Raw genomic sequence first — 24,569 nt, 5'->3', positions numbered from 1 at the left:
CCTCGGCCCGGGGTCCAGGACGGTCCTGGACCCCGGGCCGCAGCTCCGCGCCACTCAGCCCGTACAGCCCGTACAGTCCGTGAGGCCGGCGAACCCGGTGAGGCCCGCCGTGGATCCCGTGAAGGAGTACGCCGCCCACGGTCCCGTCAGCTCCACCCGCATCCCCGGCTCGCCGCCCGCGCTTCCGTTCACCCGTTCCAGGAATTCTCCCGAGTCCGCGCGCGGCACCAGATAGGCCGCGTCAAGGATTTGAGAACCGTCTTCCGGATTCCGCGGGGTCAGCAGCCTGCTCTCCTCGGCGCACTCGGAAAGGGTGCCGTGCAGCCGGCGCGTGAATTCTCCGGACTCCCCGGAGACATCGGCCGTTTCGGCATACACCTTCACGTCCCATTCCACGCGTCCGTCGAGCCGGTCGAGCGTCCTCTCGAAATCCTCCCGGCGTTCGTCCATCATCACGCGTACGCCGCTGTCGTCCCGGAGAACGGTGGCGAGCCGGAGCGGCAGCGGGCTGGTGACGGCGGTGAGCGCGTCGATGACGCCCTGGTGGGCGCGGGCCGTCGCCTCCAGCCAGTGGACGTCCTCCAGCCGGCGGCGCAGCGGCTCCGCGTCGAAATCCCGCTCCGGGACCGAGCCGACCACGGCGATCAGGCCGTCGTGGCGCAGCAGTCTGGGCGGGACGCCCCCGACCCCGGCCAGCTCGACCGACAACGCCGCCGGGAAGGGGCGGCAGATCGCGTAGACATAGCGCAGAGCGCTCATGAGTCTCCTCCCGCGCTTCCCCTCGCACCCCCGCGGCGTACTGACCATGGTGCCCTCCGGAGTCCGGTCGGCGCACCACGGCGACCCGCCGCCGCGGTCGGCGCACCACGGCGCTTATCCCGGCCCGGGCCCCGGGCCGGTAGGCGCACCATGGCGTTTCTCCCGGTCCCGGGCTCGTCCCGGTCCCGGGCTCAGGACCGGTCAGCGCACCATGGCCGTCTCGACCAGGAGACGGCCCGCCGCCGCGATCGACTCGGCGTCGATGCCCGCGGCGTGGAGCTGCTCCCCGGGACTCGCGGAGCCCGGCATCGTACGGACGGCGAGGCGCACCAGACGGGGCACGGGCCGGCCGTCGGTGAAGGCGTCGAGGACCGCGTCCCCGAGGCCGCCCTCCTCACGGTGGTCCTCCACCGTGACCAGGCAGCCGGTCTCCTCGGCGGCCTCGCGCAGGGTCGCGCGGTCCACGGGCTTGACCGAGTAGAGGTCGATCACACGGGCCTGGATGCCCTCGCGGTCGAGTGCTTCCGCGGCGGCCAGCGCCTCGTGGACGGTGACACCCGCGGCGACGAGCGTGAGCCGGTCGTCGGCGGAGGCACGGAGCACCTTGCTGCCGCCGACCGGGAACTCCTCGGTGGCGCTGTAGATGACGGGGCTGTCACCGCGTGAGGTGCGCAGATAGCGGACGCCCTCCAGGCCCGCCATCGTGGCGACGAGCTTCCCCGTCTGGTTGGCGTCGCACGGGTACAGCACGGTCGAGCCGTACACGGACCGGAACATCGCCAGGTCCTCGAGGCCCATCTGCGAAGGCCCGTCCTGGCCGATGGAGACGCCCGCGTGGGAGCCGACGAGGTTGATGCCGGCACCGCTGATGGAGGCCATGCGGACGAAGTCGTGGGCCCGGGTGAGGAAGGCCGCGAACGTCGAGGCGTACGGCACCCAGCCGCGCGTGGCCATGCCCACGGCGGTGGCGACCAGTTGCTGCTCGGCGATGTAGCACTCGAAGTAGCGCTCGGGGTGGTCCTTGGCGAAGAACTCGGCACGGGTCGAATCGCCGACCTCGCCGTCCAGGGCGACGACATCGTCACGGGCGTCGCCGAGCGCGGCGAGTGCCTTCCCGAAGGCGTCGCGGGTGGCGACCTCGTCACCCGTCTCGTACCGCGGCAGGTCGAGGTGTCCGGACCGTACGGCGTGCAGCATCCGGGCGGCGGGCGGCTGCTGCACGACCACCCGGCGGTCGTGCACTCCGCCGAGTTCGGCGATCGCCCCGTCGGCGTCCGGCAGCGGTTTGCCGTGCAGTCCCTCGCGGTCCTGGACCGATGCCACGCCCTTGCCCTTGAGGGTGCGGGCGAGGATGACGGTCGGCTGTCCGGTCGTGGAGTCCGCCTCCGTGAAGGCCCGGTCGATCTCCTCCACGTCGTGTCCGTCGATCTGGACGGTGTGCCAGCCGAAGGCCCCGAAACGGCGCGCGTACGCGTCGAGGTCGTGTCCGTGCCGGGTCGGCCCGCGCTGGCCCAGGCGGTTGACGTCGACGATCACAGTGAGGTTGTCGAGGTGCTCGTACCCCGCGTGCTCGGCGGCCTCCCACACGGAGCCCTCGGCGAGTTCGCTGTCACCGCACAGCACCCGGACGCGGTATCCGGTGCGGTCGAGCCGCTTTCCGGCGAGCGCGATGCCGACTCCGACGGGCAGCCCCTGGCCGAGCGATCCGGTGGCGGTCTCGACCCACGGGAGCCGCCGGGGTGTGGGATGCCCTTCGAGCCGACTGCCCGCCTTGCGGAAGGTGAGCAGTTCGGCCTCGTTCAGGGCGCCCGCGGCCTTGTACGCGGAGTACAGGAGGGGTGAGGCGTGTCCCTTGGAGAGGACGAAGCGGTCGTTGCCGGGATGCTGGGGGCGTTCGAAGTCGTAGCGCGTGTGCTCGGCCAGCAGGACCGCCATCAGGTCGGCGGCGGACATGGACGACGTCGGGTGTCCCGAGCCCGCGGCGTCGGCGGCCCGGACGCTGTCGACGCGCAGTTGCTGGGCCAGGTCGATGAGCCGGCGTGTGTTCATGATGCTCCTTCCTACGTCTCCCCCGGGGCCGGTGGCCTCTGGACAGCGGCTTCCGGACAGCTCGGTGCCCCGGCCCCGGTCGTGAGCGCTGTGCGGGGCCGGTTTCCGCCCGCCATACGGGCTTTACGCGTCCCCCTGAGACGGGGGCCCAAACGCGGGCACGCCCGGTGTTTCACGCCGCCGGCAGCCCGGGCGGTTTCTGTCGCGCCAGGCCGCCGGGCGGGGCGGCGGGCGCGGGGGCGCCGATGACCCGGCCGGGCGGGGTGAGCGCGTCCAGGTCCCCGGTGGCCGGCCGGGGCGCGGACGGCCGGGCACATAACGTGCGCGCCCGGGCGCCGAGGGCGATCGTCCGAATCGATCTCCCCCGCCGCGCGCGCCCAACCAGGCTCGCCCTCATGGAGATTCCGGGAGCCACGCTGCGCGTCTGCGTCGACGACCTGGAGACTGCGGTCCCCACGACGCGACGAGGCACGACGCGGGTGCTCCACCCGGCGGGGGAGCACCCGCGGCGTGATCACGGGGCCCTGCTCCCGGAAGCGATGACCGCGACAGGTTCAGGGCGTGGACGGCGGGCGCATGCGGAAGTCGTAGCGCGCCGGCAGGGGCTCGTCGCTCAGCCGGGACCACAGCCGGTCGACGGTCTCCGCCCCCTCGCGCAGGTCGGCGACCTCGAAGCCCGCGTCGAAGACCGCCAGAGCGTCCTCGCGGCGGCCCTCAGCGAGCAGCAGTTCCGCCTCGACGAGGCGGAACCGGCCACGGTCGCGGGTTCCGGGGTGCAGCCGCGCCCAAACGGCACGTGCCTGCGCGGGACGGCGGGCCTTCAGCAGCGCCTCGATGGCCTCGCGTCCGAGCGCGGCGGTCGCCGCGGTCCACCGCTCTCCGTCGTCGCGCCGCTCCCGGCACAGGTCGTCGAAGGCCTCGGCATAACGGTCCGCGGCACGCTCGTCGTTGCCCGCCTCCTGGTCCGCGACGGCGAGGCAGCGCAACAACGGCCACTGCGACGGGGCGAGTTCGAGCGCCCGCTCCCAGCTCCGCACGGCCTGCGCCACATCTCCGGCATGCCACTGGGCGACTCCGAGGTGGTACTCGGCGGCCGGGGTGGCGGGTGCCGTCTCCAGCAGGTCGCGCCAGTGCGAGGCCACCAGTGTCTCGCCGGGCGGTCCGACCCGCCGGAGCTCGGGGAACGCGCCGGAGCCCAGCAGTTCCCGCCACGGCTCCTGGTTCTCGCCGAGCGTGCTCTCCTCGAAGGGCGTCCCGGGCAACTTGTGCTCGGCGCGCAGCACTTCGAGCGCGCCCCAGCCGGAGCCGACGGCGAGGACCTCGCCGGGCGCGGTGTCGGCGTGCGGCAGCCAGGCGGCGTACGCGGCCTCGACCGTGTCCCGGGGCAGGGCGCTCTCCAGACGGCCCTCGGCCTCCGCCCGCGCGGCCTCCCAGTCGGCCCCGTGCGCCGGCTCGGGGCTCACGGACAGCGGCCCGTACGCCTCCAGCCAGGAGACATCGCTCTCGGCCTCCAGCCTGACGTGTTCGAGCTGGGTGCGGGCGAGTCCGGCCTGGATCTCGCAGTACCCGCCGGTCCCCGGCTCGGTGAGCCACTCCTGCCAACGCCGCCCGCCGGGCCCCGATCCCCAGACGAAGAGCTTGCGGCCCCGCAGGACATCGGTGGACGTCTGGACCAGCCCCTCGCCCGCCTCGTCGACCGCGGCGATCCAGCGGCGCCGCCCGTCGGGCACCTCGTAGAAGTAGTCGGCGGGGAAGGTGCTGTTGAGCGGGTACGTCCGGTCGGTCCCGTCGTACGCCGGCACGGGCACCCGGCGCAGCCGTCGCTCGTACCCGAAGTGATAGGCCTCCTCGGCCGGGGCGAGGACCCTGCGCTCCTCGGGGACCGCGATGTTGGACCACCAGTACAGCGGGGCGGGCTTCTCGTGCGGGTTGCGGACGCGGACGCCGACATACAGGAAGTCCGAGCCGTCCGGCAGCCACAGATCGACCTGGAAGGGGAGGTCACGCAGGCGTTCCCACTCCCACAGGCGCAGCATCTCGCCGCCGCCCGGGGCGGGGACGCGGGCCGCGTGGACGGGTGAGCACGACAGGGTGGTGTGCCCGGTGGCTCCGATGTTCCACTCGATGCCGCCGGAGAACCAGGCGCCGTTGAGGGCGAAGCAGGCCGGCTGGAGCACCGGGTTGGTGTAGAGCAGTTCCGTCGCGGTGGGCTTGTGGAAGAGCGAGACGATACGGCCCCCGTAGCCGGGCAGCACGGTGGCACGCAGCCGGTCGTTCTCGATCACTATCGTGTCGAGTTCGCGCGCCGCCCGTTCTCGCTCGTACCCGTCCCGTATGCGTTCCGGCAGCACGCTGCGCAGCGGCTCGTACCCGATCTGCCGGGCCATGTCGCCCGGCAGGCCGACACGGTCGCGGTCGTCGATACGGTGCATCTCGTCGAGGGTCCGCAGCGGCGGCAGCGGGTTGCTCGGGCCCAGTTCCGCGGCCGGGAGGGCCAGTACGTCACGTCGGATCGTCGTCACGATGACCATGGAACATGGTCATCGGCCTGCTGACCAGGGTGTCCGCTCATCAGAATCTGGTCAGGATTCCGCAAAGGCGTCAGCCGGGCTTGACCATCTCCGCGGTGATCGCCCACCGTTCGTGGTCCCGCCAGGCACCGTCGATGTGGATGAAGGCCGGCGAGAAGCCTTCGAGCCGGAAGCCGCAGGTCCGGGCGAGCGCGATCGACCCCGCGTTGCCGGGCTGCGCGTTGATCTCCAGCCGGTGCAGGCCCATCTGCCCGAACGCGTACCGCACGACGAGGCCGAGTGCCTCGGTCATCAGCCCACGCCCCGCCGCGTGCGCGAAGGCGCCGTAGCCGAGGGCACCACACAGGAAGCCGCCCCGGACGATGTTGTTGATGTTGATGAACCCGGCGATCCCCCCGCCGTCCCGCTCGCAGACGAGGAACCCGGCCTTGGTCGGATCCTCGATGAGCCGCCCCGCGTAGGCGGCATAGGCGTCGGTGTCGGCGGGCGGGAAGAGCCAGGGGCGGTGCAGGCTCCTGCTCTCCCTGGCCCGTGCGGTGAACTCCGCGCCGTCCTCCAGGGTGAAGTGACGGATGCCCACACGGGGGCCCTCGGCGAGACAGCCGGCGTTCTCAGGCATCAGGTCACCCTACGCGAGCCCCGGTTCGGCGGCAGCTTCACACAGAGGTCAGCACAGCGCGGGCTCCTCCAGTGTCAGTGTCCCGGCGTCCGCGTCGAGCTCGGCGCGGACGCCGAACGGCATCGTCAGCGTCCCCTCCGCGTGCCCGAACCCGAAGTGCTCGACGACCGGAACGCCGAGTGCGCCGAGCCGGTCGGCGAACACCGCGCGGACTCGTTCGTAGGGTCCGCAGTCCACCCAGGAGCCGAGCGCGACCCCGGCCACTCCGTCGAGCCAGCCGCTGCGCAGCAGTTGCGTCAGGATCCGGTCCAGCCGGTAGGCCTCCTCGCCGATGTCCTCGATCAGGAGCAGCCCGCCCCGGGCACCGGCACGGGCGTGCGGTGTGCCGAGTTCCGCCGCCAGCAGACTGACGCAGCCGCCGAGCGTGACCCCGCGGGCCTTCCCGGGCACGAGCGCGGCGGCCTCGCCGGAGGCGATGGTGCGCACCGACTCGGGTTCGAAGAGAGTCGTCCGCAGGTGTTCCTGCGACCGCGTGTTCTTCAGGAAGTCGACGGCCGCCACCATCGGCCCGTGCAGGGTCGCGAGCCCCACCCGCGTGGCGAACGCCTCGTGCAGTGCGGTGATGTCGCTGAAGCCGACGAAGACCTTGGGTCCCGCCTCCCGGATGGCGTCCCAGTCGAGCAGGTCGATCATCCGCTGAGCGCCGTAGCCACCGCGGGCGCACAGGACCGCGGCCACGTCCGGGTCGCACCAGGCCGCCTGGAAGTCGGCGGCCCGGTCCGCGTCCGTCCCCGCCAGATAGGCGAACTCGGTGTGCCGGTCCAGGACATGGGGTGCCACCACAGGGTCCAGGCCCCAGCCGCGCAGGATGTCGAGGCCGGCTTCGATCCGCTCCTCGGGGACGGGCCCGCTGGGCGCGACCACCGCGACCCTGGCCCCGGCGGCGAGCCGTGCGGGCCTGGTCGGTTCGGCGATCGGTGCGGTCGCTCGGGTCATTCGTGATGCTCCGGTTGCTGAGGGTTCAAGTGCTGGGCGTTCACGTGCTGGTGCTCATGTGCTGGGCGTTCACGTGCCGACGGTCGTCTGCCGGTGTTCGGGTGCTGCCGGTTCATGTGCCGATGACTGCCCGCCGCCTCACTTGGACAGCTCCAGGGTGGGGATGCCGGGCGGGTTCAGTCCGAGGACCTGCGCGTACAGGGAGAGTTCGGACTCCAGGGCGCGCACCATCGTCTCGGCGCGCCGGAAACCGTGTCCCTCTCCCTCGAAGGCGATGTAGGCGTGCGGGACCCGGCGGCCCTGCTCCTCGACGCGGGCCAGGAAGCGTTCGCACTGCACGGGCGGGCAGATGGCGTCGTCGAGCCCCTGGAGCAGCAGGAAGGGCGCGGTGATCCTGTCGGCGTGCGTGGACGGCGACCGCTCCGTGTACCGGGCCGGCACCTCGGCGAGCGGACCGACCAGCGATTCCAGGTACTGCGACTCGAAGTCGTGGGTCTCGCCAGAGGCCCATTCGGTGAGGTCGATCACGGGATAGATGATCGTGCCGCAGGCGTAGACGTCGGTGGTGGCCAGCGAGGCGGCCGTGGTCCAGCCTCCCGCGCTGCCGCCGCGGATCGCGAGCCGCCGCCGGTCGGCGGTGCCCTCGTCGGCGAGCGCGAGCGCGACGGCCGCGCAGTCCTCGACGTCGACGACACCCCACTGCTCCCGCAGCAGGTTGCGGTACTCCCGGCCGTGGCCGGTCGATCCGCCGTAGTTGACCTCGGCCACTCCGATTCCCCGGGAGGTGAAGTAGGCGATCTCCAGGTCCAGCACGAGGGCCGACCTGCCGGTGGGGCCGCCGTGGACCCATACGACATACGGCGGGAGTTCGTCGGTGCGGCCCACGTGGCCGGGGTGGTGAGGCGGGTAGATGTGCGCGTGGACCTCACGTCCGGCGGGGCCGGCGAAGGTGCGGATCTGGGGTTCCGGGTAGTACGCGGGGTCGACCGGGTCGTCGTGGGCGGCGCCGATCACCCGGGTCCGCCCGGTGCGGGCGTCCAGTTCGACGACCTCGTGGGCGCTGCGGGGGCTGGCCCCGACGGCGAGGACCCTGCTGCCGTGCACCGCGAGCGTCGACGCGAACTCGGTCCAGGGGCCGGCCGTGTCGACGAGTTCTCCGGTCTCGGGGTCCAGTATCCCGAGCCCGGTGGCACCCCGTCCGTGCACGACGGCGACCAGGCCGCTGTCCAGCGGCGCGAACCACCGGAGTCCGACCTTCCACAGAGGGCCGCCGAACTCCTCCTCGCGCGGGCAGAGGGCGATCGCCTCACCGTCCGCGCCGAGGCGGTGGAGGTTCCACCAGCCGCTGCGGTCACTGACGTACAGGAGCGTGCCGTCGACCGCCCAGTCGGCCTGGACGACGGACTCCTCCGGGCCCCCCGCGACGGACCGCGGGGCGGACAGCGTGCCGTCCGCGGACACGTCCGCGAGGATCACCTCGGTGCCGTCCCACGGCATCCGCGGGTGGTCCCAGGCCAGCCAGACCGCCTCCCGGCCGTCCGGCGAGAGCCGGGGCCCGGTGACGAACCGGTGCCGCCCGTCGGACAGCTCGCGCACGGCGGCGCGGTCCTGCGCCGCCGATCCGTCCAGCGGCACCGCGACGACGGCCCGGCGCACGTCGGTGGGTCCGTCGCCGGTGAACTCCTCCATGACGCACCAGACCTCGCCGCGCTCCGGCCGCAACTGCGGATCCACCCAGCGCAGTCCGCCTCCCACCGGCGAGAGGGGGGTCAACGGGCTCGGTTCGCTTCCGGGTTCGCAGCGGTAGAGGCGCTGGTCGGCGAAGTCGACGAACACGACAAGCGGGCCTTCGGGGCGCGTGATCCCGGTCCAGGGGCTGCCGCCGTACTCGATGACGCGGCTGCGCACGTTCCAGGGGGCCGGAAGGACCGTCTCCTCGGTGCCGTCCGCCTTCCGCCGCACCAGCGTGCGCCGCCCGCCCTCGGCCGGCCGGGGCTCGGTCCACCAGGCCTCGTCGCCGACGAAACCGACGAACTCGGGATGACCGTCGTGCGCGGCTGCCAGCCCCGCGTCGATCGGCGAGGGCCATGAACCGTATGGCGTGGTCTGCATCTCGTCCCCCTAGGCCGTACGCAGAAAGCGGTCGAGAACGCGGACGCCGAAGTGGAGCGCCTCGACCGGGACGCGCTCGTCGACGCCGTGGAACAGCGCCTGGTAGTCGAAGCCCTCCGGGAGCTTGAGCGGCGCGAAGCCGTAGCCGGTGATGCCGAGACGGGAGAACTGCTTGGCGTCCGTGCCGCCCGACATGCAGTACGGCACGACATGGCCCTCGGGTGCGAACTCCTCGACGGCCGCGCGCATCCTCGCGTATGTCGGCGAGTCCAGCGGCGCCTGGAGGGCCACCTCGTGGTGGTGGAACTCCCACTCGACGTCCGGTCCGGTGAGCCGGTCCATGGTCGTGCGGAACTCGTCCTCGCCGCCGGGCAGATAGCGGCCGTCCACGTAGGCGACGGCCTCCCCCGGAATCACGTTGATCTTGTAACCGGCGCTCAGCATCGTCGGGTTGGCGCTGCCCCGGACGGTCGCCTCGACGAGCGCGGCGGCCGGACCGAGTTTGCCGAGGAGGGCGTCCACGTCGTCCAGGCCTTCGTCCAGGCCGTACAGGACCGCGAGTTCGGTCAGGGCGGCCCGCACGGTCGGGGTGATGCGCAGCGGCCACTCGTGGGCGCCGATGCGGGTGACCGCGGCGGCGAGGCGGGTCACCGCGTTGCTCCGGTTCACCTTGGAGCCGTGTCCCGCCCGTCCTCGCGCGGTGAGTTTGAGCCAGGCGGTGCCGCGCTCCCCCGCGGCGATCGGATACAGCTGCCGTCCGCTGCCGTCGTGGAAGGTGAACGCCCCCGACTCGCTGACGCCCTCGGTGCAGCCCTCGAAGAGTCCGGGGTACTCGTCGGCCAGGAAGCCCGAGCCGTCCTCGGCGCTCGCCTCCTCGTCGGCGGTGAAGGCGATGACCAGGTCACGGCGGGGCCGTACCCCTTCGCGCGCCCAGGACCGGACGACCGAGAGGATCATCGCGTCCATGTTCTTCATGTCGACCGCGCCGCGTCCCCAGACGACACCGTCCCGGATCTCGCCGGAGAACGGGTGGACGCTCCAGTCCTCGGCCTCGGCGGGCACCACGTCCAGATGACCGTGGACGAGCAGCGCGTCCGCGGACGGGTCGGTGCCCTCCAGCCGGGCCACGACGTTCGTCCGCCCCTTGGTGCGCTCCAGGAGTGTGGGCTCCAGGCCCGCTTCCGCCAGCCGCGCGGCGGCGTACTCGGCGGCCGGGCGTTCCTGGCAGTCCCCGCCGCCCCGGTTGGTCGTGTCGATCCGGATGAGGTCGGAGGTGAACCGGACGACCTCGTCGAGTGCCAGTTCGTCAGCCATACTGCTCCTCCACCGCGGCCGAGGCGATCGTGGTGACCGCCTTGAAAGTCCGGATCCCCTCGTACATCGTGTCGCTGGTGTACGCGATCTTCCGCTCGCCGACGCGGCCGACGCCCGGTACGACGGTGGCGGCCATGGCCAGGTGCTCGGCGTCGAACTCCACGGCGATGGTGAACGGCCCGCCGGCGACCGGCTCGTACCGCACCGCCAGCGCGGCCGCCTCCTTGGCCGCGGCCCGGATGTCCGCGGCGGTCCTGGCCGGTGTGCGGCACACGGCCGCGTACCGCGAGACATGGTCCTTCACGGCGACCTTCAGCGCCTCGGGCGCGTACCCGAGTGCGTCCTCGCAGGCCACGTCGTCCCCGGTGACCAGCACGACCGGCACGCCGTACTCGGCGACGACGCGCGCGTTGAGCAGCCCCTCGCTGGCCCGTACGTCGTCGATCCAGACGCCGGTGATGGAGTTCGCCAGATAGGTGTGGGCGAGGACGCCCTCCATGCCCGCTCCCGCGTGGTAACCGACGAACGCGATGCCGTCCACGTCCCCGTGCTGCACGCCCTCGACCATGGACAGCGACTTGTGTCGTCCGGTGAGCATCTCCGCTCTCTCGTCGAGCCGCTCGAGCAGCAGGTTCCGCATGGTCCAGTGGGCTTCGTTGATCAGCACCTCGTCGGCACCGCCGTCGAGGAAACCCAGCACCGCGGCGTTCACGTCCGAGGTGAACAGCGCGCGGCACCGCTCCCACTGGGGAGTCCCCGGCAACACGTCGGCCGGCCAGGTCACGCCCGTGGCGCCTTCCATGTCGGCGCTGATGAGGATCTTCATGCCGAAACCGTACGCGCTTCGGCCCGGACCCGGCAGAGCCTGTGGACAACTCTCCCCGGTCCGGGCCACCGGTGTCACCCGGGACGTCCGGCCACCACCCACCGCGACGGAAGGTCGATGAGGACGCCGTCGGACGTGTGCTCGGTCGTGAAGAGCGGGAGTTCACCGCTCGCGAGGACGGTGAGGCCGGCCTGGCGCAGGTACTCGGGGACCGCGGCGTCCGCGACCTCGCCCGGGGCTATGCCGTGCCGGAACACCGGGGCCAGCTTGGCCGGAGGGCCGTCCGGGCTCTGCGCCAGGGCGCGCAGGATCGGACCGGCGGCCTGGGCGAGCTCGACCAGGAAGACCCGGCCCCGGTCGCCCGCGAGGGTGGCCAGGCCGTCCGCGAGGGGCTGCCGGTCGTCCGGCTCGGACTGGTGGAGCACACCGCGCATGTAGACGTTGGCGTCGCCGAGCTCCGCGTGCAGCGCCTCGGTCTCGGCCTTGTCCGCCGCGTCGAGCAGGCGGTACCGGGCCCGGCCCGCCGGATCGGCGGCACGGGCGTGGTCGAGCGCCGCGGACACGAGGTCGGTGCCGACGACCTGCGGGAACCGGTCGGACAGGAAGCGGGTCTGGGTGCCGTTGCCGCAACCGAGGTCCACCAGGGGCAGGTCGGGTGCCGTCAGGTACGGCTCGAAGTGGGCGAGGTGGACCGCGGCCGTGAGCGCGGGCTCGGCGTCCCACAGGACCCCGCCCTGTCCGCCGGGGGCCTCGCTCCAGAAGCCCTCCCAGGCCCCTCGGTACCGACTGCTCACGCTCATGCCCGCTCCCGGGGTCGCGACCGCGCCCGCCGGGACCCGGCGGGCCTGATCGGTCTATCGCGCCCGGCCTGCGGCGACAAGCCGCCGGCGCATTCCTTCACCTCTCATTCGAACCCCGTACGCCCCATACGCCCCCGTACGCCCTCGCGCGCCGGGAGCCGCCCGGGCGTGCGGGGCGCCGCACGGACGGATCAGCCGCGGGGAAGCGTCAGTTCGAACCACGCGGTCTTGCCGGCGCCGGTGCGGCTGGCGCCCCACTCGCGGGACAGCGCGCTGACGAGCCTGAGGCCGCGTCCGAACTCGTCCGCGGGCCCCGCGCTGAGCAGGGCCGGGAGCGTGTGGTCGTCGTCGTCCACCTCGCAGAGCAGGGTGTCGCCGCGAACGAGCCGCAGCTCGATCCGGCGGCTCTGCGCATGCCGTACGGCGTTGGTGACGAGCTCGCCGACCATCAGCTCGGCGTTGTCGGCGAGGCCCGCCAGGCCCCACGCGTGAAGCTGTTCGCGGACCACGGCGCGCGCTCTGGCGACCTCCACCGGGTCGAGCGCCAGGCGCCATTCGGCGATGTCCTCGGGCGCGATCCCGTTGAGCCGGGCCATCAGCAGGGCGACGTCGTCCTTGCGCCCGCCGCGGGTGTTGAGCGCGCGGATGATGGTGTCGCAGGCGTGGTCCATGGAGGCGGCCGGGTGGGCGGCGGACTCGCAGAGGGTGGCCAGGCCGACGCCGATGTCCTCGCCGCGGACCTCGACCAGCCCGTCGGTGCACATCACGAGCCGGTCGCCGGGCCGCACCCGCACGCGGACCGCCTCGAAGGGCACTCCGCCGACCCCGATGGGCGCTCCGGTCGGCAGGTCGAGCAGCTCGCTGCGGCCGTCCGCGGCGCGGACCAGGACCGGCGGGATATGGCCGGCGTTGGCGAGGTGCAGCAGGCCGGCGATCGGGTCGTAGACGGCGTACAGGCAGGTCGCGAGATAGGTGTCGCCGAGGCGCTGGGCGAGGTCGTCCAGGTTGCGCAGGAGCTGGGCGGGCGGCAGGTCGAGGGCGGCCATGGTCTGTACGGCGGTGCGCAACTGGCCCATCATCGCGGCGGAGTTGAGACCGTGGCCCATGACGTCCCCGACGACCAGGGCGGTGCGCGAGCCGGGCAGCTTCACCGAGTCGAACCAGTCGCCGCCGACGCGTCCGAGGAGCGTTCCCGGCAGATAGCGGGTGGCGATGTCGCAGCCGGCCATGCGGGGCGCGATGGTCGGCAGCATGCTGTCCTGGAGCATCTCGGCGACGCTCTCCTGGTACGTGTACATGCGCGCGTTGTCCAGCACCAGACCGGCCCGGGCGGCCAGTTCGGCGCCGGTGACCCGGTCCATGTCGTTGAACTCGACGCGCTCCGGATGACGCAGCAGGATCATGAACCCGAGCACCACGTTACGGGCCTTGAGGGGCACGACCAGCATGGAGCGGTTGGTGATGAGCGGCCTGATGTCGCGCTTGTCGAACTGCGCGGCGATCATGTGCCCCATCTGCTCGCTGATACGCGGCACGAGGACCGGCTCACCGGTGGTCATGCACTGGAAGAACGGGGTGTGCGCCGGGAAGGGCATGGCCTCGCCGACCGGCACGACGTCGTCCCAGCGGCCCGGCTCGTCCGTGTGCTCCAGGGCGACCCGGTGCCACAGGGTGGTCGTGTCGGGCACACCGTCGGGGAAGCCCTCACCGGCGACGACCTGCTCACGCAGATAGGTGCCCGCCACGTCCGTGAAGCGCGGCACGACGGCCCGGCTGACCTCCACGATGGTGCGCGACAGGTCGAGGGAGGTTCCGATGCGCCCGCTGACCTCGTTCAGGAATTCCAGGCGCTCCCGGACGGCGACGTACTCGAGGTCCTCTCCCTCGTCGTCCGTGAGGTCCCCCGGCAGGAGCGCTCCGCGGGCCTCGGCCCGGGCCGCCCGCTCACGGCGTGCCGTGCGTTCCGCGCGCCTGGGCACGCCCCAGTCGGGGGTGACGGGCACCCGGTCGTTCTGGCTGAACTCCAGGACGGGATATCCCAGTTCCAGAACCTGCGAGACGATGCGGGCGCTGTCGCCGACGCTCATGCTGGGCAGGATGTCGGGAAGCCGGCGGGCCAGTTCCTCGGCGCCGGGGAAGTCGGTGTGCAGCGCGAAGCCGGGCGCGATGCGCTCGAAGGAGACGTCGTCGTCCTCGTGCCGCGTCGCGGCCGCGTCGGCGGCGAGCACGAGCAGCCGCTCCGGGCCGGGGCCCACCAGCGGGTAGGCCCACCACAGGACGTCGATCCGCTCGGGACCGGCAGCGGTGAGCCGGGCGCGTCCGGCGGCGGGATAGGAGAGATGCCCGTCCAGGGAGGACTCCAGGCCGGGCCCGAGTCCGTCGTACGTGGCACGGCTGCCGAAGGGGGGCGCGCCCGCGTCCTCGGGGAGCGCGCCGGAGACCGGGAGCAGGTCCACCGCGTGGCGGCCCAGAGCTTCTTCCTTGGGGACGCCGAACATGCGCCGTGCGCCGCTGCTCCAGTGCGAGACCAGCCCGTCGCGGTCCACGACCACCACGGCCAGCGGGATGCGACCGGCTTCCCCGTGGCCCGTCGCGCCGCCCCCGGTCCCAGGGCTCGGAGCTGTGCCGGCTTCGGTGCCATGGTCCATGGCCCAGACCCTCTCTCCCCACGGCTCCGCAAGATCTGTGCCGCCTCCACTACCGTACGGCGGCGGTCTGTCGCGATGTGTGGCAATGCGGGAATTGACCCCGGCCGGGGCGGCTCCGGCGCGCAGCGCGCCTCCCGGGGCGCCCGTCGGGCCCGGTCCGCGCGGGCGTGCGCGTCAGTCTTCGTGGCCCACCTGCAGGTCGCGTTCCGTGCGGCCGCCTCCGGAGACCTGGAGCACGGTGGCCACGGGCGGATAGCCCGCCGCGATGACGGTGTACTCGCCGGACGACAGATCGATGAACCGGAACGTCCCGTCGGGGCCGGTGGTGAGGGTGTCGACCACGTTGCCCGCCGCGTCCAGCAGCGTCACGCGCGCGTCCTCCACGGGCCGTCCGCCGCCCGCCCGGACGGTGCCGCGCAGCACGGCGCCACCGGCGAGTTCGACGTCCTGGCGGGTCTCCCGGGCCGCCTGGACGGTCACCGGGAGCGCGGCGGGGCGGAACGCGGGCGCGCCGGCGGCGAGGGTGTACTCGCCGGCCACCAGTTCCGTGATGACGTAGCCGCCCTCGCGTCCGCTGCGCGTGGTGGCGACCACCTCGCCGTGCGCGTTGGTGAGGGTGACGGCGGCCTCCCGCACGGGGGTGCCGTCGGCGGTCAGCACGCTGCCGGTGAGCCGTCCCGCGCCGCCCAGCACGACATCGAGTTCCACCGGCCGTTCGCCGACCGTCACCGAGACGGCCTGCGGCTGGTGGCCCCCGGCGGCGGCGATCAGTACGTACGAGCCCTCCCCGGGCGTGGACAGCGCGTAGCGGCCGTCGTCCCCGCTGGCGCCCCGCCCGATCTGCTGTCCGCCGATGTCGATGAGGGTGAGCGCGGCGCGCGCCACGGCGGTGCCGTCGGGGTGCTGCACCGTGCCGCAGACGGGGATCCCGGCGGCGTACCCCGAACGGGCCCGCGGAATACGGTCGTTCGTCCGCGCGGATTCCGGGTCGGCGGTGGATGCGTTGTGGGTCACCAGCGGTTTCTCCTTGAGGAAGAAGGCGATGAGCAGGCCGAGGACGAGTACCGGCACGAGGTAGAGGAAGATCCGCGGCATGGCGTCCGCGTAGGCGCCGATGTACCGGTCGCGCAGGGCCGCGGGCATCGCGTGGACGAGCTGCGGGGTGATGGACTCGGGGTCCGGGGCCTCCTCGCCCGCGCGCGCGGGAAGGCGGTCGGCGAGCGCGTCGGCGAGCCGGCCGGCGAAGAGGGTGCCGAAGACGGCGGCGCCGACGCTGCCGCCGATCTGGCGGAAGAAGGTGCCGGCGCTGGTCGCGGCGCCGAGGTCGGCGGGGCGTACGGAGTTCTGCACGGCGACCACCAGCACCGGCATCACCATGCCGATACCGGCGCCGAGGACCGCCATCCAGACGCTGTAGTGCAGCCGGGGGGTTCCGGCGTCGAGGCGGGAGAGCAGCCACATGCCTGCTGCGGACAGGGCGCAGCCGAGGACCGGGAAGACCTTGTAGCGGCCGGTACGGCTGACGAGCTGCCCGGAGACGACGGAGGCGACGACGATGCCGCCCATCATCGGGAGCATCAGGAGTCCGGACTCCGTGGCGCCGGCGCCGGCCGCCATCTGCAGGAAGGTGGGGAGGTAGCCGGCGGCCCCGAAGAGCGCGGCCCCGACGACCAGACCGACGAGCGCGGTGACGTTGAAGACGGGATCCCTGAACAGCCGCAGCGGGATGAGGGGGTCGACCGCGAAGCGCTCGACGACGAGGAAGAGCGCCGTCGTGACGACCGCGCCCGCCGCGAGGGCGAGGACGACCCGTGAGCTCCAGGCGTACTCGGTGCCGCCCCAACTGGTCAGCAGGACCAGGCAGGTCGAGGCGGTGGCGAGGAGCAGCACCCCGAGGACGTCGACGCATCCCCGGACGGCGGGCTTCGGCAGCTTCAGGACGACGGTGACGACGGCCAGGGTGAGCAGTCCGAAGGGCACGTTGACGTAGAAGCACCACCGCCAGGACAGATGGTCGGTGAAGTAGCCGCCCAGCAGGGGACCCGCGACCGAGGCGAGACCGAACGCGGCGCCGATCAGCCCCATGAACCGGCCGCGTCGGCGGGGCGGCACGATGTCCGCGATGATCGCCTGCACGCCGATCATGAGGCCTCCGGCGCCGACGCCCTGGACCGCGCGGAAGGCGATCAGCTGGTCCATGGTCCCCGCCCGTCCGGCGAGCGCGGAGCCGATGACGAAGACGGCGATGGCGAACTGGAAGACGCCCTTGCGGCCGTAGAGGTCGCCGAGCTTGCCGTAGACGGGGAGTCCGACGGTGGAGGTGAGCAGGTAGGCGGTGATCGCCCAGGACATCCGGTCGAGGCCGTGCAGTTCTCCGACGATCCTCGGGAGCGCGGTGGCCACGATCATCTGCTCGAGAGCGGCGAGGAGCAGGGCGGGGATCAGTCCGCAGAAGATCAGCCGCACCTGTCGCGGGGTCGGCCCGACGGGTTCGGCGGCCTTCGGAACGGGGTTTCGCGCGGGTGCGACGGCCGGTTCGTCCCGCACCTGAGTGATCCCGCCCACGTATCCGCTCCCCTCGTCACACCCGCCGCACAATTGCCGCCAATCGCGACAACTTCCGGCAAGCATGACGAGTTACGGCATATCGCCGAGCGGGAGGGACTTCCACCCGAAACGGTGAGGGCACAACACGCTTTCGGGGACGGCCTCTTGACGGCAGCGGCCGTCAAGTCACCGACCGGCGGCCGTACCTGGGCCTCCGGGAGCCGTGCGCGTCCCGGAGGGCGGGGTCACTTCTCGGTCTGCGTCGCCAGGTTGGCGAGCACGGCGTCGTAGATGCGGCCGAGGCCCTTGGGCGCGAAGGTCCGCTCGAAGAAGCCGCCGATGCCGCCCGCGCCGTTCCAGACGCTGGTGACCACCACGCGCGACTTCCCCTCACCGGCCGGGGTGACCCGCCAGGTGGTGACCATGGAGGAGTTGCGGTCCTTCTCGACGAGCTCGCCGTCGGTGGGCTCGCTCACCTCGAGCAGGCAGTCACGGACGCGCTTGCTGGTGGCCTGGAGCTTCCAGTGGACGAGGGTGCCCTCGCCGTCGCCGCCCTCGCGCACCTCGTACTCGCTGAAGTGCTCGGGCAGCAGCTTGGGCCGCGCGCCGTTGTAGTCGGCCAGGGCGTCGAACACCGCCTCCGCGTCCGCCGCGATGACCCGCTCCGTCGTCGCCTCGACCTGCGCCATGGCACTTCCTCCAGCACTTGGTTCCTCGGGGTGTGCGGCCAGCCAACCACCCGGCGCCCCGGCCCCCCAAATCGGGGTGCCCGTGGACGCGGGCGGCGCCGAAGGGGCGACACGGGAATCAGGTCGCACGATCAAGGGAACATGTGTTCTATTCTCTGTCCAGTGCTACCTAGGAGGCGCCATGCGCTGGGAGAACCTGACAGCGGACCCCACCGGGGGCCCCGCCCTGGACGCCGCTCTGTTCGGCGCGGACGCGGTCACGACAAGGACGTTCGACACGCCCGAGTTCAGAGGGATCACGTTCCACGAGGTCCGGGCGCGCTCGATCGTGAACCGGGTGCCGGGAGCCTCCCGCATGCCGTTCGAGTGGACGGTCAACCCCTATCGCGGCTGCTCACACGCCTGTGTCTACTGTTTCGCCCGCAAGACGCACAGCTATCTGGACCTCGACACCGGACTCGGGTTCGACTCCCAGATCGTGGTGAAGGTCAACGCGCCGGAGCTGCTGCGCCGACACCTCGCCTCGCGCCGCTGGCACGGCGAACACATCGCCATGGGCACCAACGTCGACTGCTATCAGCGCGCGGAGGGCCGCTACCGGCTCATGCCGGGCATCATCGCGGCCCTGCGCGATCACGCGAACCCCTTCTCGATCCTGACGAAGGGCACGCTCATCCTGCGCGACCTCGACCTGCTGAAGCAGGCCTCGGAGGTCACCGACGTCGGGATCTCGGTCTCCGTGGGTTTCACCGACACCGAGCTGTGGCGCACCGTGGAGCCGGGCACACCGGCCCCCGAGCGCCGTCTGGACGTCGTCCGCACCCTGACGGACCACGGCATCGGCTGCGGCGTCCTCATGGCCCCCGTGATCCCCTTCCTCGGCGACCACCCCGCCCAGCTGCGCGCCACCGTCCAGGCCGTCGCGGCGTCCGGGGCCACCTCGGTGACCCCTCTGGTGCTGCATCTGCGGCCCGGCGCCCGGGAGTGGTTCATGGCCTGGCTGGAACACCACCACCCGTACCTCGTACGGCGCTACGAGCGGCTGTACGCGGAGGGCGCCTACGCCCCGAAGTGGTATCAGCGCCGGATCACCCGTCAGGTGCACGAGCTGGCACAGGAGTACGGCATCGGCCCCGCGCGCGCGGGCATGCCGCGCCGGATCGCCCTTCCCGAGCCCGCGGCCGCCCCGGCACCCACCGGCTCGGCACCCACCGCGCCGGGACCGACGCAGCTGACGCTGCTCTGAAGGCCGATGACGACCCGTCACAACGGCTCGTCCCGCGCTTCCGCGAGACCGCCTCGCCGAGGGCCCGGGATGCGGTTCGTGGCGGCATCCGAGCGCATCCCGCGATCCAATCGGGTCGAGTCTCACCGGAACACGTTCTTCCAGGACCCCTGTCCGGCACGATACGGCGAAGGCCGTGGCGTGCACGGCTCAGAATCCTCCGTCCTGGGAGGCCTTGTGAAAAAACGCGCAGCCGCTCTGTGCGGGGCGGCCGTCGTGCTGGCCGGGATGATCACGTCGATCCCCGCCGAGGCGAGCACCGGCTCCGCCGCCGCACCGCGCACCGCCCGGACCGCGAAACCCGTCTGGAAGAAGTGCGGCACCAGCGACTATCCGACGCTCCAGTGCGCGTCCGTGAAGGTACCGCTGGACCATACGAACCCCTACAGCGAGCGGATCACCCTCGCTCTGTCCCGCGTCCCGCACACCGCGAAGACGTACCAGGGACCACTGCTGGTGAACCCGGGCGGTCCCGGCGGCAGCGGACTGACGCTGGCAGGGTTCGTCGCCTCCGCGCTGCCCAAGGCCGTGGCGGCGCAGTACGACGTCATCGGCTTCGACCCGCGCGGCGTCGGCAGGAGCAAGCCCGCGATCGACTGCGAGCCGGGGCACTTCAAGCCCGTCCGCCCCGACACCGTGCCGAGCACCAGGGCCCTCGAGAAGGCCAACCTCGCCCGCGCCAGGACCTTCGCCGAGGCGTGCGGCACGAAGTACGCGAAGCTGGTGCCGTACCTCGACACGGTGAGCGCGGTCCGCGACATGGACGCGATCCGCGCGGCCCTGGGCGCCAAGAAGATCAACTACTTCGGCTACTCGTACGGCACCTACCTGGGAGCCGTGTACGCCAAGCTGTATCCGCAGCGGGTCCGCCGGCTGGTCCTCGACTCCATCGTCGACCCCACCGGGGTCTGGTACGACGACAACCTCAGCCAGGACTACGCCTTCAACGACCGCCACCTGGCGTTCCTGGCGTGGGTCGCCAAGAACGACGCGGCCTACAAGCTCGGCACCGACCCGGCCGCGGTCGAGGCCAAGTGGTACGCGATGCGCGCGGCGCTCGCCAAGGACCCCGCGCAGAAGAAGGTGGGCGCCTCCGAACTGGAGGACACCTTCATCCCGGGCGGCTACTACAACGGCTACTGGCCCTACCTCGCCGAGGCGTTCGCGTCCTATGTGAACAGCAAGGACTCGGACGCGCTCGTGGAGGCGTACGAGAACTTCGGGGCCGTGGACGCCGCGGGCGACAACGGCTACAGCGTCTACACGGCGGTCCAGTGCCGTGACGCGTCCTGGCCGCGCGACTGGCGTCAGTGGCGCCGGGACAACTGGGCGGTGTACGACAAGGCGCCGTTCATGGCCTGGAACAACGCCTGGTACAACGCGCCGTGCGCGTTCTGGCCCACGGACTCGCTCCGGCCGGTGGACATCTCCAACCGCCGTCTGCCGCCGACGCTGCTCTTCCAGGCGACCGACGACGCGGCCACTCCCTACGAGGGAGGGGTGACCGTCCATCACCAGCTGCGCGGTTCCAGCCTGGTGGTCGAGCAGGGCGGAGGCAACCACGGCATCACGCTGAGCGGCAACGCCTGCCTGGACAAGTACCTGTCGGCCTATCTGGCCGACGGCAAGGTGCCGCACGGCAGCGGCGAGGCCGACGCGGTGTGCGAGACGCTGCCCGACCCGAAGCCGCTGACCGCGAAGGCCGCGTCCTCCTCGTCACGGGGCGCGACGCTGCACGGACTCCTCGGCCGCCGAGGCTGAACCTCGCCCGCGCGGACGCCCGTCGGGGGCGTTGTCGGACCCATGGTCCATCATGGCCCCATGGACGATCCGACTCTCGTCTCCACCCCCGGCGGGCTGCGGGTCCGTGAGATGACCCTCGACGACTGTCCGCGCGTGGCGGAGATCCGGGTGCGCGGCTGGCAGGTCGCGTACAAGGGCCTTATACCGCAGTCGTACCTGGACGGGCTCAGTGTGGCCGAGGACGCGGCGCGTCGGCGCCGCCACCTCGGACAGGGCGACGGCAGCGTCGTGAACCTGGTCGCGGAGCGCGGCGGATCCGTGGTCGGCTGGGCCTGCCACGGACCGCACCGGGACAGCGAAGCGGGCCCCGGGGAAGCCGAGTTGTACGCCATCTACGTACACCCCGATGTGCTGGGCCAGGGGGTCGGCCACGCCCTGCTGCGGGAGTCCACGGACCGCTGCGCGGCGGCCGGGCACGAACGCATGCTGCTGTGGGTCCTCAAGGAGAACACCGCGGCCCGCCGTTTCTACGAGAGAGCCGGCTTCGGCCCCGACGGCACCGAGGAGCCCTTCGAGGCGGCCGGGGTCGCGGTGCCCGAGGTGCGCTACACCCGCACACTGACCGGCGCCGGCCGGGACTGACGCAGGCGGGCCGGACCGCGTGCGCCGGCAGCGACGCAGGCACCCGCGCCGGCCCACCCGAACCCACGCACAGGCGCACGCGCAGGCACAGGCGCACGCGCAGGCAACAGGCACAGGCGCGAACCCTAGACCTGATCCTCGGGCAGCCGGGTCAGCGCGCGTACAGCCGCCTCCGCGAGCGCCGGGTGGGCCAGCGCCTCGTTCAGGACCCTTCTGGCGCGGGCGTCGCCCAGGACGCCCAGACCTTCCGCGCACGCGAGGGCGACCTTGCGGTAGGGGTCGTGCGGGCGCAGTCTGCGCTCCAGGGTGGTGATCAGCGCGGGTACGGCCTCGGGCGCGCGCAGTTCGACCAGGAGCCGTACGGGCTGGAGCGCGTACGCGACCCGCAGCTCGTTGGTGGCGAGCGCCGCGGCGGCACGGGCCGTGCGCGGGTCACCGAGCCGGGCCAGGGCGTGGGCGGCGGACGCGCAGCGTTGCGGATCACGGTGGTTGAGCAGCAGGACGAGCGCTTCGAAGGCCCGCCGGTCCCCTGCCGTACCGAGCCGGAAGGCGACCAACTCCCTCGCCCAGAGCGGCTGTCCGGGCTCGGTCAGCGCCGCGGCCAGCACGTCGGGGTCCGCCGTCCGCGCCAGACGTTCGTAGGCCGCCGAGGCCGAGGCCCCGGCCTCGGCGCGTAGACGCTCCGTGAGTGATCGCAACGCTTCGTCCATGGGCCGAGCTTAGGCAAGCCCATGAGGTGCGGGGACGTACATCACAAAGTCGGGGACTGGCGCGCTCGTTACCGACGGGTTAAGCTCAGACGAGCGAGTTACCCACTCGTGTCTCACCTCTCGGTGGCCTGGTGACGCAGCCACCGTGAGAGCAGTCGGTTCGGTACTTCAGGTACCTCAGTACGACATGGCTCCGGGACAGGGCCGGTCGGCTTTCACCGCCCATGGGCGCCCGTTCCTCGGCGCTTCGGGACGGCACCGGGCGTGTGCGCTCGTCAGCCCGGAAACACCCGCAACCTCCGCACGGTGTGCGCCTGTCGGCGTACCCGCGTGCGCTCCTCAGTCGTCACCACTTTCTGGAGTCCCGCGATGGCCACTCCCCTGTCCGACACCCCTCTGTCCCCGCTGAAGACCGTCGCCGTCGTCGGCCTCGGCACCATGGGCACCGGCATCGCCGAAGTCCTGGCCCGGGCCGGCCGTGACGTGATCGGCATCGACATCAGCGAGGCCGCGGCCGCCCAGGCCGTGGCAACCCTCGAAGCCTCCACCGCCCGCGCCGTGCGACGCGAGCACATGAGCGACGCGGAGCGCACCGACGCCCTCGCCCGCTTCCGTACCTTCACCGACCTCGCGGCCGCCGCCGACGCCGACCTCGTCATCGAGGTGACCCCGGAGTCGTACGAGATCAAGCAGCAGGTCTTCCGGGCGCTCGACGGCATCGTGCGCCGCGAGGCGATCCTCGCGACGGGCACCAACGCGCTGTCCGTGACGCGTCTGGCCGCCGACTCGGCGCACCCCGAGCGCGTGCTCGGCCTGCACTTCTTCAACCCGGCGCCCGCGATGAAGCTCGTCGAGGTCGTCTCCTCGGTGCTGACCGCGCCGACGGCCGTGGCCGCGGTCACCGACCTGGCGCTGGAGCTCGGGAAGGAGCCCGTCGCGGTGGGCGACCGCCCCGGTTTCGTCGCCGACGGGCTGCTCTTCGGCTACCTCAACCAGGCGGCCGCGATGTACGAGGCGAAGTACGCCTCCCGCGAGGACATCGACGCGGCGATGAAGCTCGGCTGCGGACTGCCCATGGGCCCGCTCGCGCTGCTCGACCTGATCGGCGTGGACACCGCGCGGACCGTCCTGGAAGCGATGTACTCCGAGTCGCACGACCGGCTGCACGCCCCCGCGCCCATCCTCAAGCAGCTCAGCGAGGCGGGCCTGACCGGGCGCAAGTCCGGCCGCGGCTTCTACTCGTACGAGGCCCCCGGCAGCGACGCCGTCGTGCGGGACGCGCTGACGCCGCTGGAGGGTGCCGTCCTGGCGGAGGGGCGCACGGTCCGCTCGGTGGGTGTGGCCGGCTCCGGCACGATGGCCTCCGGGATCGCCGAGGTCTTCGCCAAGGCCGGGTACGAGGTCGTCCTCGCCGCCCGTACGGAGGAGAAGGCGCAGACCGCGAAGGCCCGTATCGGCAAGTCACTCAACCGCTCTGTCGACAAGGGCCGGATGACGGCCGAGGCGGCGGCGCGGACCCTGGAGCTGATCACGCCGACCGGCAGCTACGACGACTTCGCCGACGTGGACCTGGCGCTGGAGGCGGTCGCCGAGGACCTGGAGGTCAAGCAGCAGCTGTTCGGCACGTTCGACAAGGTCTGCAAGCCCGGCGCGATCCTCGCCACCACCACCTCCTCGCTGCCCGTCGTCGCCTGCGCCCGCGCCACCTCGCGCCCGCAGGACGTCATCGGCATGCACTTCTTCAACCCGGCCCCGGCGATGAAGCTCGTCGAGGTCGTGCGGACCGTGCTGACCGCGGACGACGTGCACGCCACGGTGCGCGAGGTCTGCGCGAAGATCCGCAAGCACCCGGTGGACTGCGGTGACCGGGCCGGCTTCATCGTGAACGCGCTGCTGTTCCCGTACCTGAACAACGCGATCAAGATGGTGCAGGAGCACTACGCCTCGCTGGACGACATCGACGCGGCGATGAAGCTGGGCGGCGGCTACCCGATGGGGCCCTTCGAACTGCTCGACGTGGTCGGGCTCGATGTCTCGCTGGCCATCGAGAAGGTCCTGCACCGCGAGTTCCGGGACCCGGGACTCGCCCCCGCTCCGCTTCTGGAGCACCTGGTGGCCGCGGGCTGCCTCGGCCGCAAGACGGGCCGCGGCTTCCGCGAATATGCCCGCCGCTGAGCGTCCGGGCGACTGGTTCGCGGACGACGCCGACTGGGGCGGACTGCTGGGCCCCGCCGGACACCCCCCGCCCTTCCAGGGCGGGGGGATCCCCGGACATGCGCGCTCCCCTGCGCACATGCAG

At 72.3% G+C, this 24,569-nt stretch carries 17 protein-coding genes; 4 read left to right on the top strand and 13 right to left on the bottom strand.

Going from position 1 to position 24,569, the window contains the following annotated elements; genetic code table 11:
- Window positions 1-54: 54 nt before the first annotated feature.
- The 12 genes from OG410_RS33265 to OG410_RS33210 all read right to left on the bottom strand — a co-directional run bounded on the left by OG410_RS33265 (window position 55) and on the right by OG410_RS33210 (window position 17,890).
- A complete protein-coding gene (locus tag OG410_RS33265; protein ID WP_329302491.1) occupies window positions 55-759 on the bottom strand; it encodes a GvpL/GvpF family gas vesicle protein in 705 nt (234 codons plus the stop codon).
- Between the two features lie 201 nt (window positions 760-960).
- On the bottom strand, window positions 961-2,808 hold the full coding sequence (locus tag OG410_RS33260) for a transketolase (RefSeq protein WP_329302490.1): 1,848 nt from the start codon (window positions 2,806-2,808) through the stop codon (window positions 961-963).
- A gap of 554 nt (window positions 2,809-3,362) precedes the next feature.
- Window positions 3,363-5,339 (bottom strand): DUF5107 domain-containing protein, encoded by a 1,977-nt coding sequence (locus OG410_RS33255; RefSeq protein WP_329302489.1) that lies wholly within the window; start codon window positions 5,337-5,339, stop codon window positions 3,363-3,365.
- A 70-nt stretch (window positions 5,340-5,409) separates the two neighbouring features.
- Complete coding sequence (locus OG410_RS33250; RefSeq protein WP_329302488.1) at window positions 5,410-5,958, bottom strand: GNAT family N-acetyltransferase; 549 nt, start codon at window positions 5,956-5,958, stop codon at window positions 5,410-5,412.
- A 48-nt stretch (window positions 5,959-6,006) separates the two neighbouring features.
- Window positions 6,007-6,954 (bottom strand): S66 peptidase family protein, encoded by a 948-nt coding sequence (locus tag OG410_RS33245; RefSeq protein ID WP_329302487.1) that lies wholly within the window; start codon window positions 6,952-6,954, stop codon window positions 6,007-6,009.
- A 138-nt stretch (window positions 6,955-7,092) separates the two neighbouring features.
- Window positions 7,093-9,066 (bottom strand): LpqB family beta-propeller domain-containing protein, encoded by a 1,974-nt coding sequence (locus tag OG410_RS33240; protein WP_329302486.1) that lies wholly within the window; start codon window positions 9,064-9,066, stop codon window positions 7,093-7,095.
- A gap of 9 nt (window positions 9,067-9,075) precedes the next feature.
- Window positions 9,076-10,380, bottom strand: coding sequence for a M20/M25/M40 family metallo-hydrolase (locus OG410_RS33235; protein ID WP_329302485.1), 1,305 nt, complete (start codon window positions 10,378-10,380; stop codon window positions 9,076-9,078).
- Window positions 10,373-11,206, bottom strand: a complete 834-nt coding sequence (locus OG410_RS33230; RefSeq protein ID WP_329302484.1) for a M55 family metallopeptidase — start codon at window positions 11,204-11,206, stop codon at window positions 10,373-10,375. Before OG410_RS33230 ends, OG410_RS33235 begins: the two co-directional genes overlap by 8 nt.
- A 74-nt stretch (window positions 11,207-11,280) precedes the next feature.
- Window positions 11,281-12,006 carry a class I SAM-dependent methyltransferase gene (locus OG410_RS33225; protein WP_329302483.1) on the bottom strand — a complete coding sequence of 242 codons (726 nt, stop codon included), beginning with the start codon at window positions 12,004-12,006 and terminating at the stop codon, window positions 11,281-11,283.
- A 191-nt stretch (window positions 12,007-12,197) separates the two neighbouring features.
- Complete coding sequence (locus OG410_RS33220) at window positions 12,198-14,654, bottom strand: SpoIIE family protein phosphatase (RefSeq protein ID WP_329302482.1); 2,457 nt, start codon at window positions 14,652-14,654, stop codon at window positions 12,198-12,200.
- Window positions 14,655-14,828: 174 nt separating this feature from the next.
- Window positions 14,829-17,219, bottom strand: a complete 2,391-nt coding sequence (locus tag OG410_RS33215; protein WP_329302481.1) for an MFS transporter — start codon at window positions 17,217-17,219, stop codon at window positions 14,829-14,831.
- Window positions 17,220-17,446: 227 nt separating this feature from the next.
- Window positions 17,447-17,890, bottom strand: coding sequence for an SRPBCC family protein (locus OG410_RS33210; RefSeq protein ID WP_329302480.1), 444 nt, complete (start codon window positions 17,888-17,890; stop codon window positions 17,447-17,449).
- 181 nt (window positions 17,891-18,071) lie between these two features.
- On the opposite strand from OG410_RS33210, the gene OG410_RS33205 reads away from it, so the two are divergent.
- The 3 genes from OG410_RS33205 (at window position 18,072) to OG410_RS33195 (ending at window position 21,560) form a co-directional block, all read left to right on the top strand.
- Entirely contained in the window at window positions 18,072-19,136 is a 1,065-nt protein-coding gene (locus OG410_RS33205; RefSeq protein WP_329302479.1) for an Rv2578c family radical SAM protein, read from the top strand.
- A gap of 216 nt (window positions 19,137-19,352) precedes the next feature.
- Window positions 19,353-20,936 (top strand): alpha/beta hydrolase, encoded by a 1,584-nt coding sequence (locus OG410_RS33200; protein ID WP_329302478.1) that lies wholly within the window; start codon window positions 19,353-19,355, stop codon window positions 20,934-20,936.
- Between the two features lie 60 nt (window positions 20,937-20,996).
- Window positions 20,997-21,560, top strand: coding sequence for a GNAT family N-acetyltransferase (locus tag OG410_RS33195; protein ID WP_329302477.1), 564 nt, complete (start codon window positions 20,997-20,999; stop codon window positions 21,558-21,560).
- 125 nt (window positions 21,561-21,685) lie between these two features.
- On the opposite strand, the gene OG410_RS33190 is transcribed toward OG410_RS33195, so the two are convergent.
- Window positions 21,686-22,270 (bottom strand): adenylosuccinate lyase, encoded by a 585-nt coding sequence (locus OG410_RS33190; protein WP_329302476.1) that lies wholly within the window; start codon window positions 22,268-22,270, stop codon window positions 21,686-21,688.
- Between the two features lie 369 nt (window positions 22,271-22,639).
- Between OG410_RS33190 and OG410_RS33185 the strand changes: the two genes are divergently transcribed.
- Window positions 22,640-24,445 carry a 3-hydroxyacyl-CoA dehydrogenase family protein gene (locus OG410_RS33185; RefSeq protein ID WP_329302475.1) on the top strand — a complete coding sequence of 602 codons (1,806 nt, stop codon included), beginning with the start codon at window positions 22,640-22,642 and terminating at the stop codon, window positions 24,443-24,445.
- Window positions 24,446-24,569 lie beyond the last annotated feature (124 nt).

It is taken from the genome of Streptomyces sp. NBC_00659, assembly GCF_036226925.1.
In the GTDB taxonomy this organism is placed as follows: domain Bacteria; phylum Actinomycetota; class Actinomycetes; order Streptomycetales; family Streptomycetaceae; genus Streptomyces.
The sequence above is the reverse complement of the archived record's forward strand: the minus strand, read 5'-3'. Positions and strand labels throughout refer to the sequence as shown.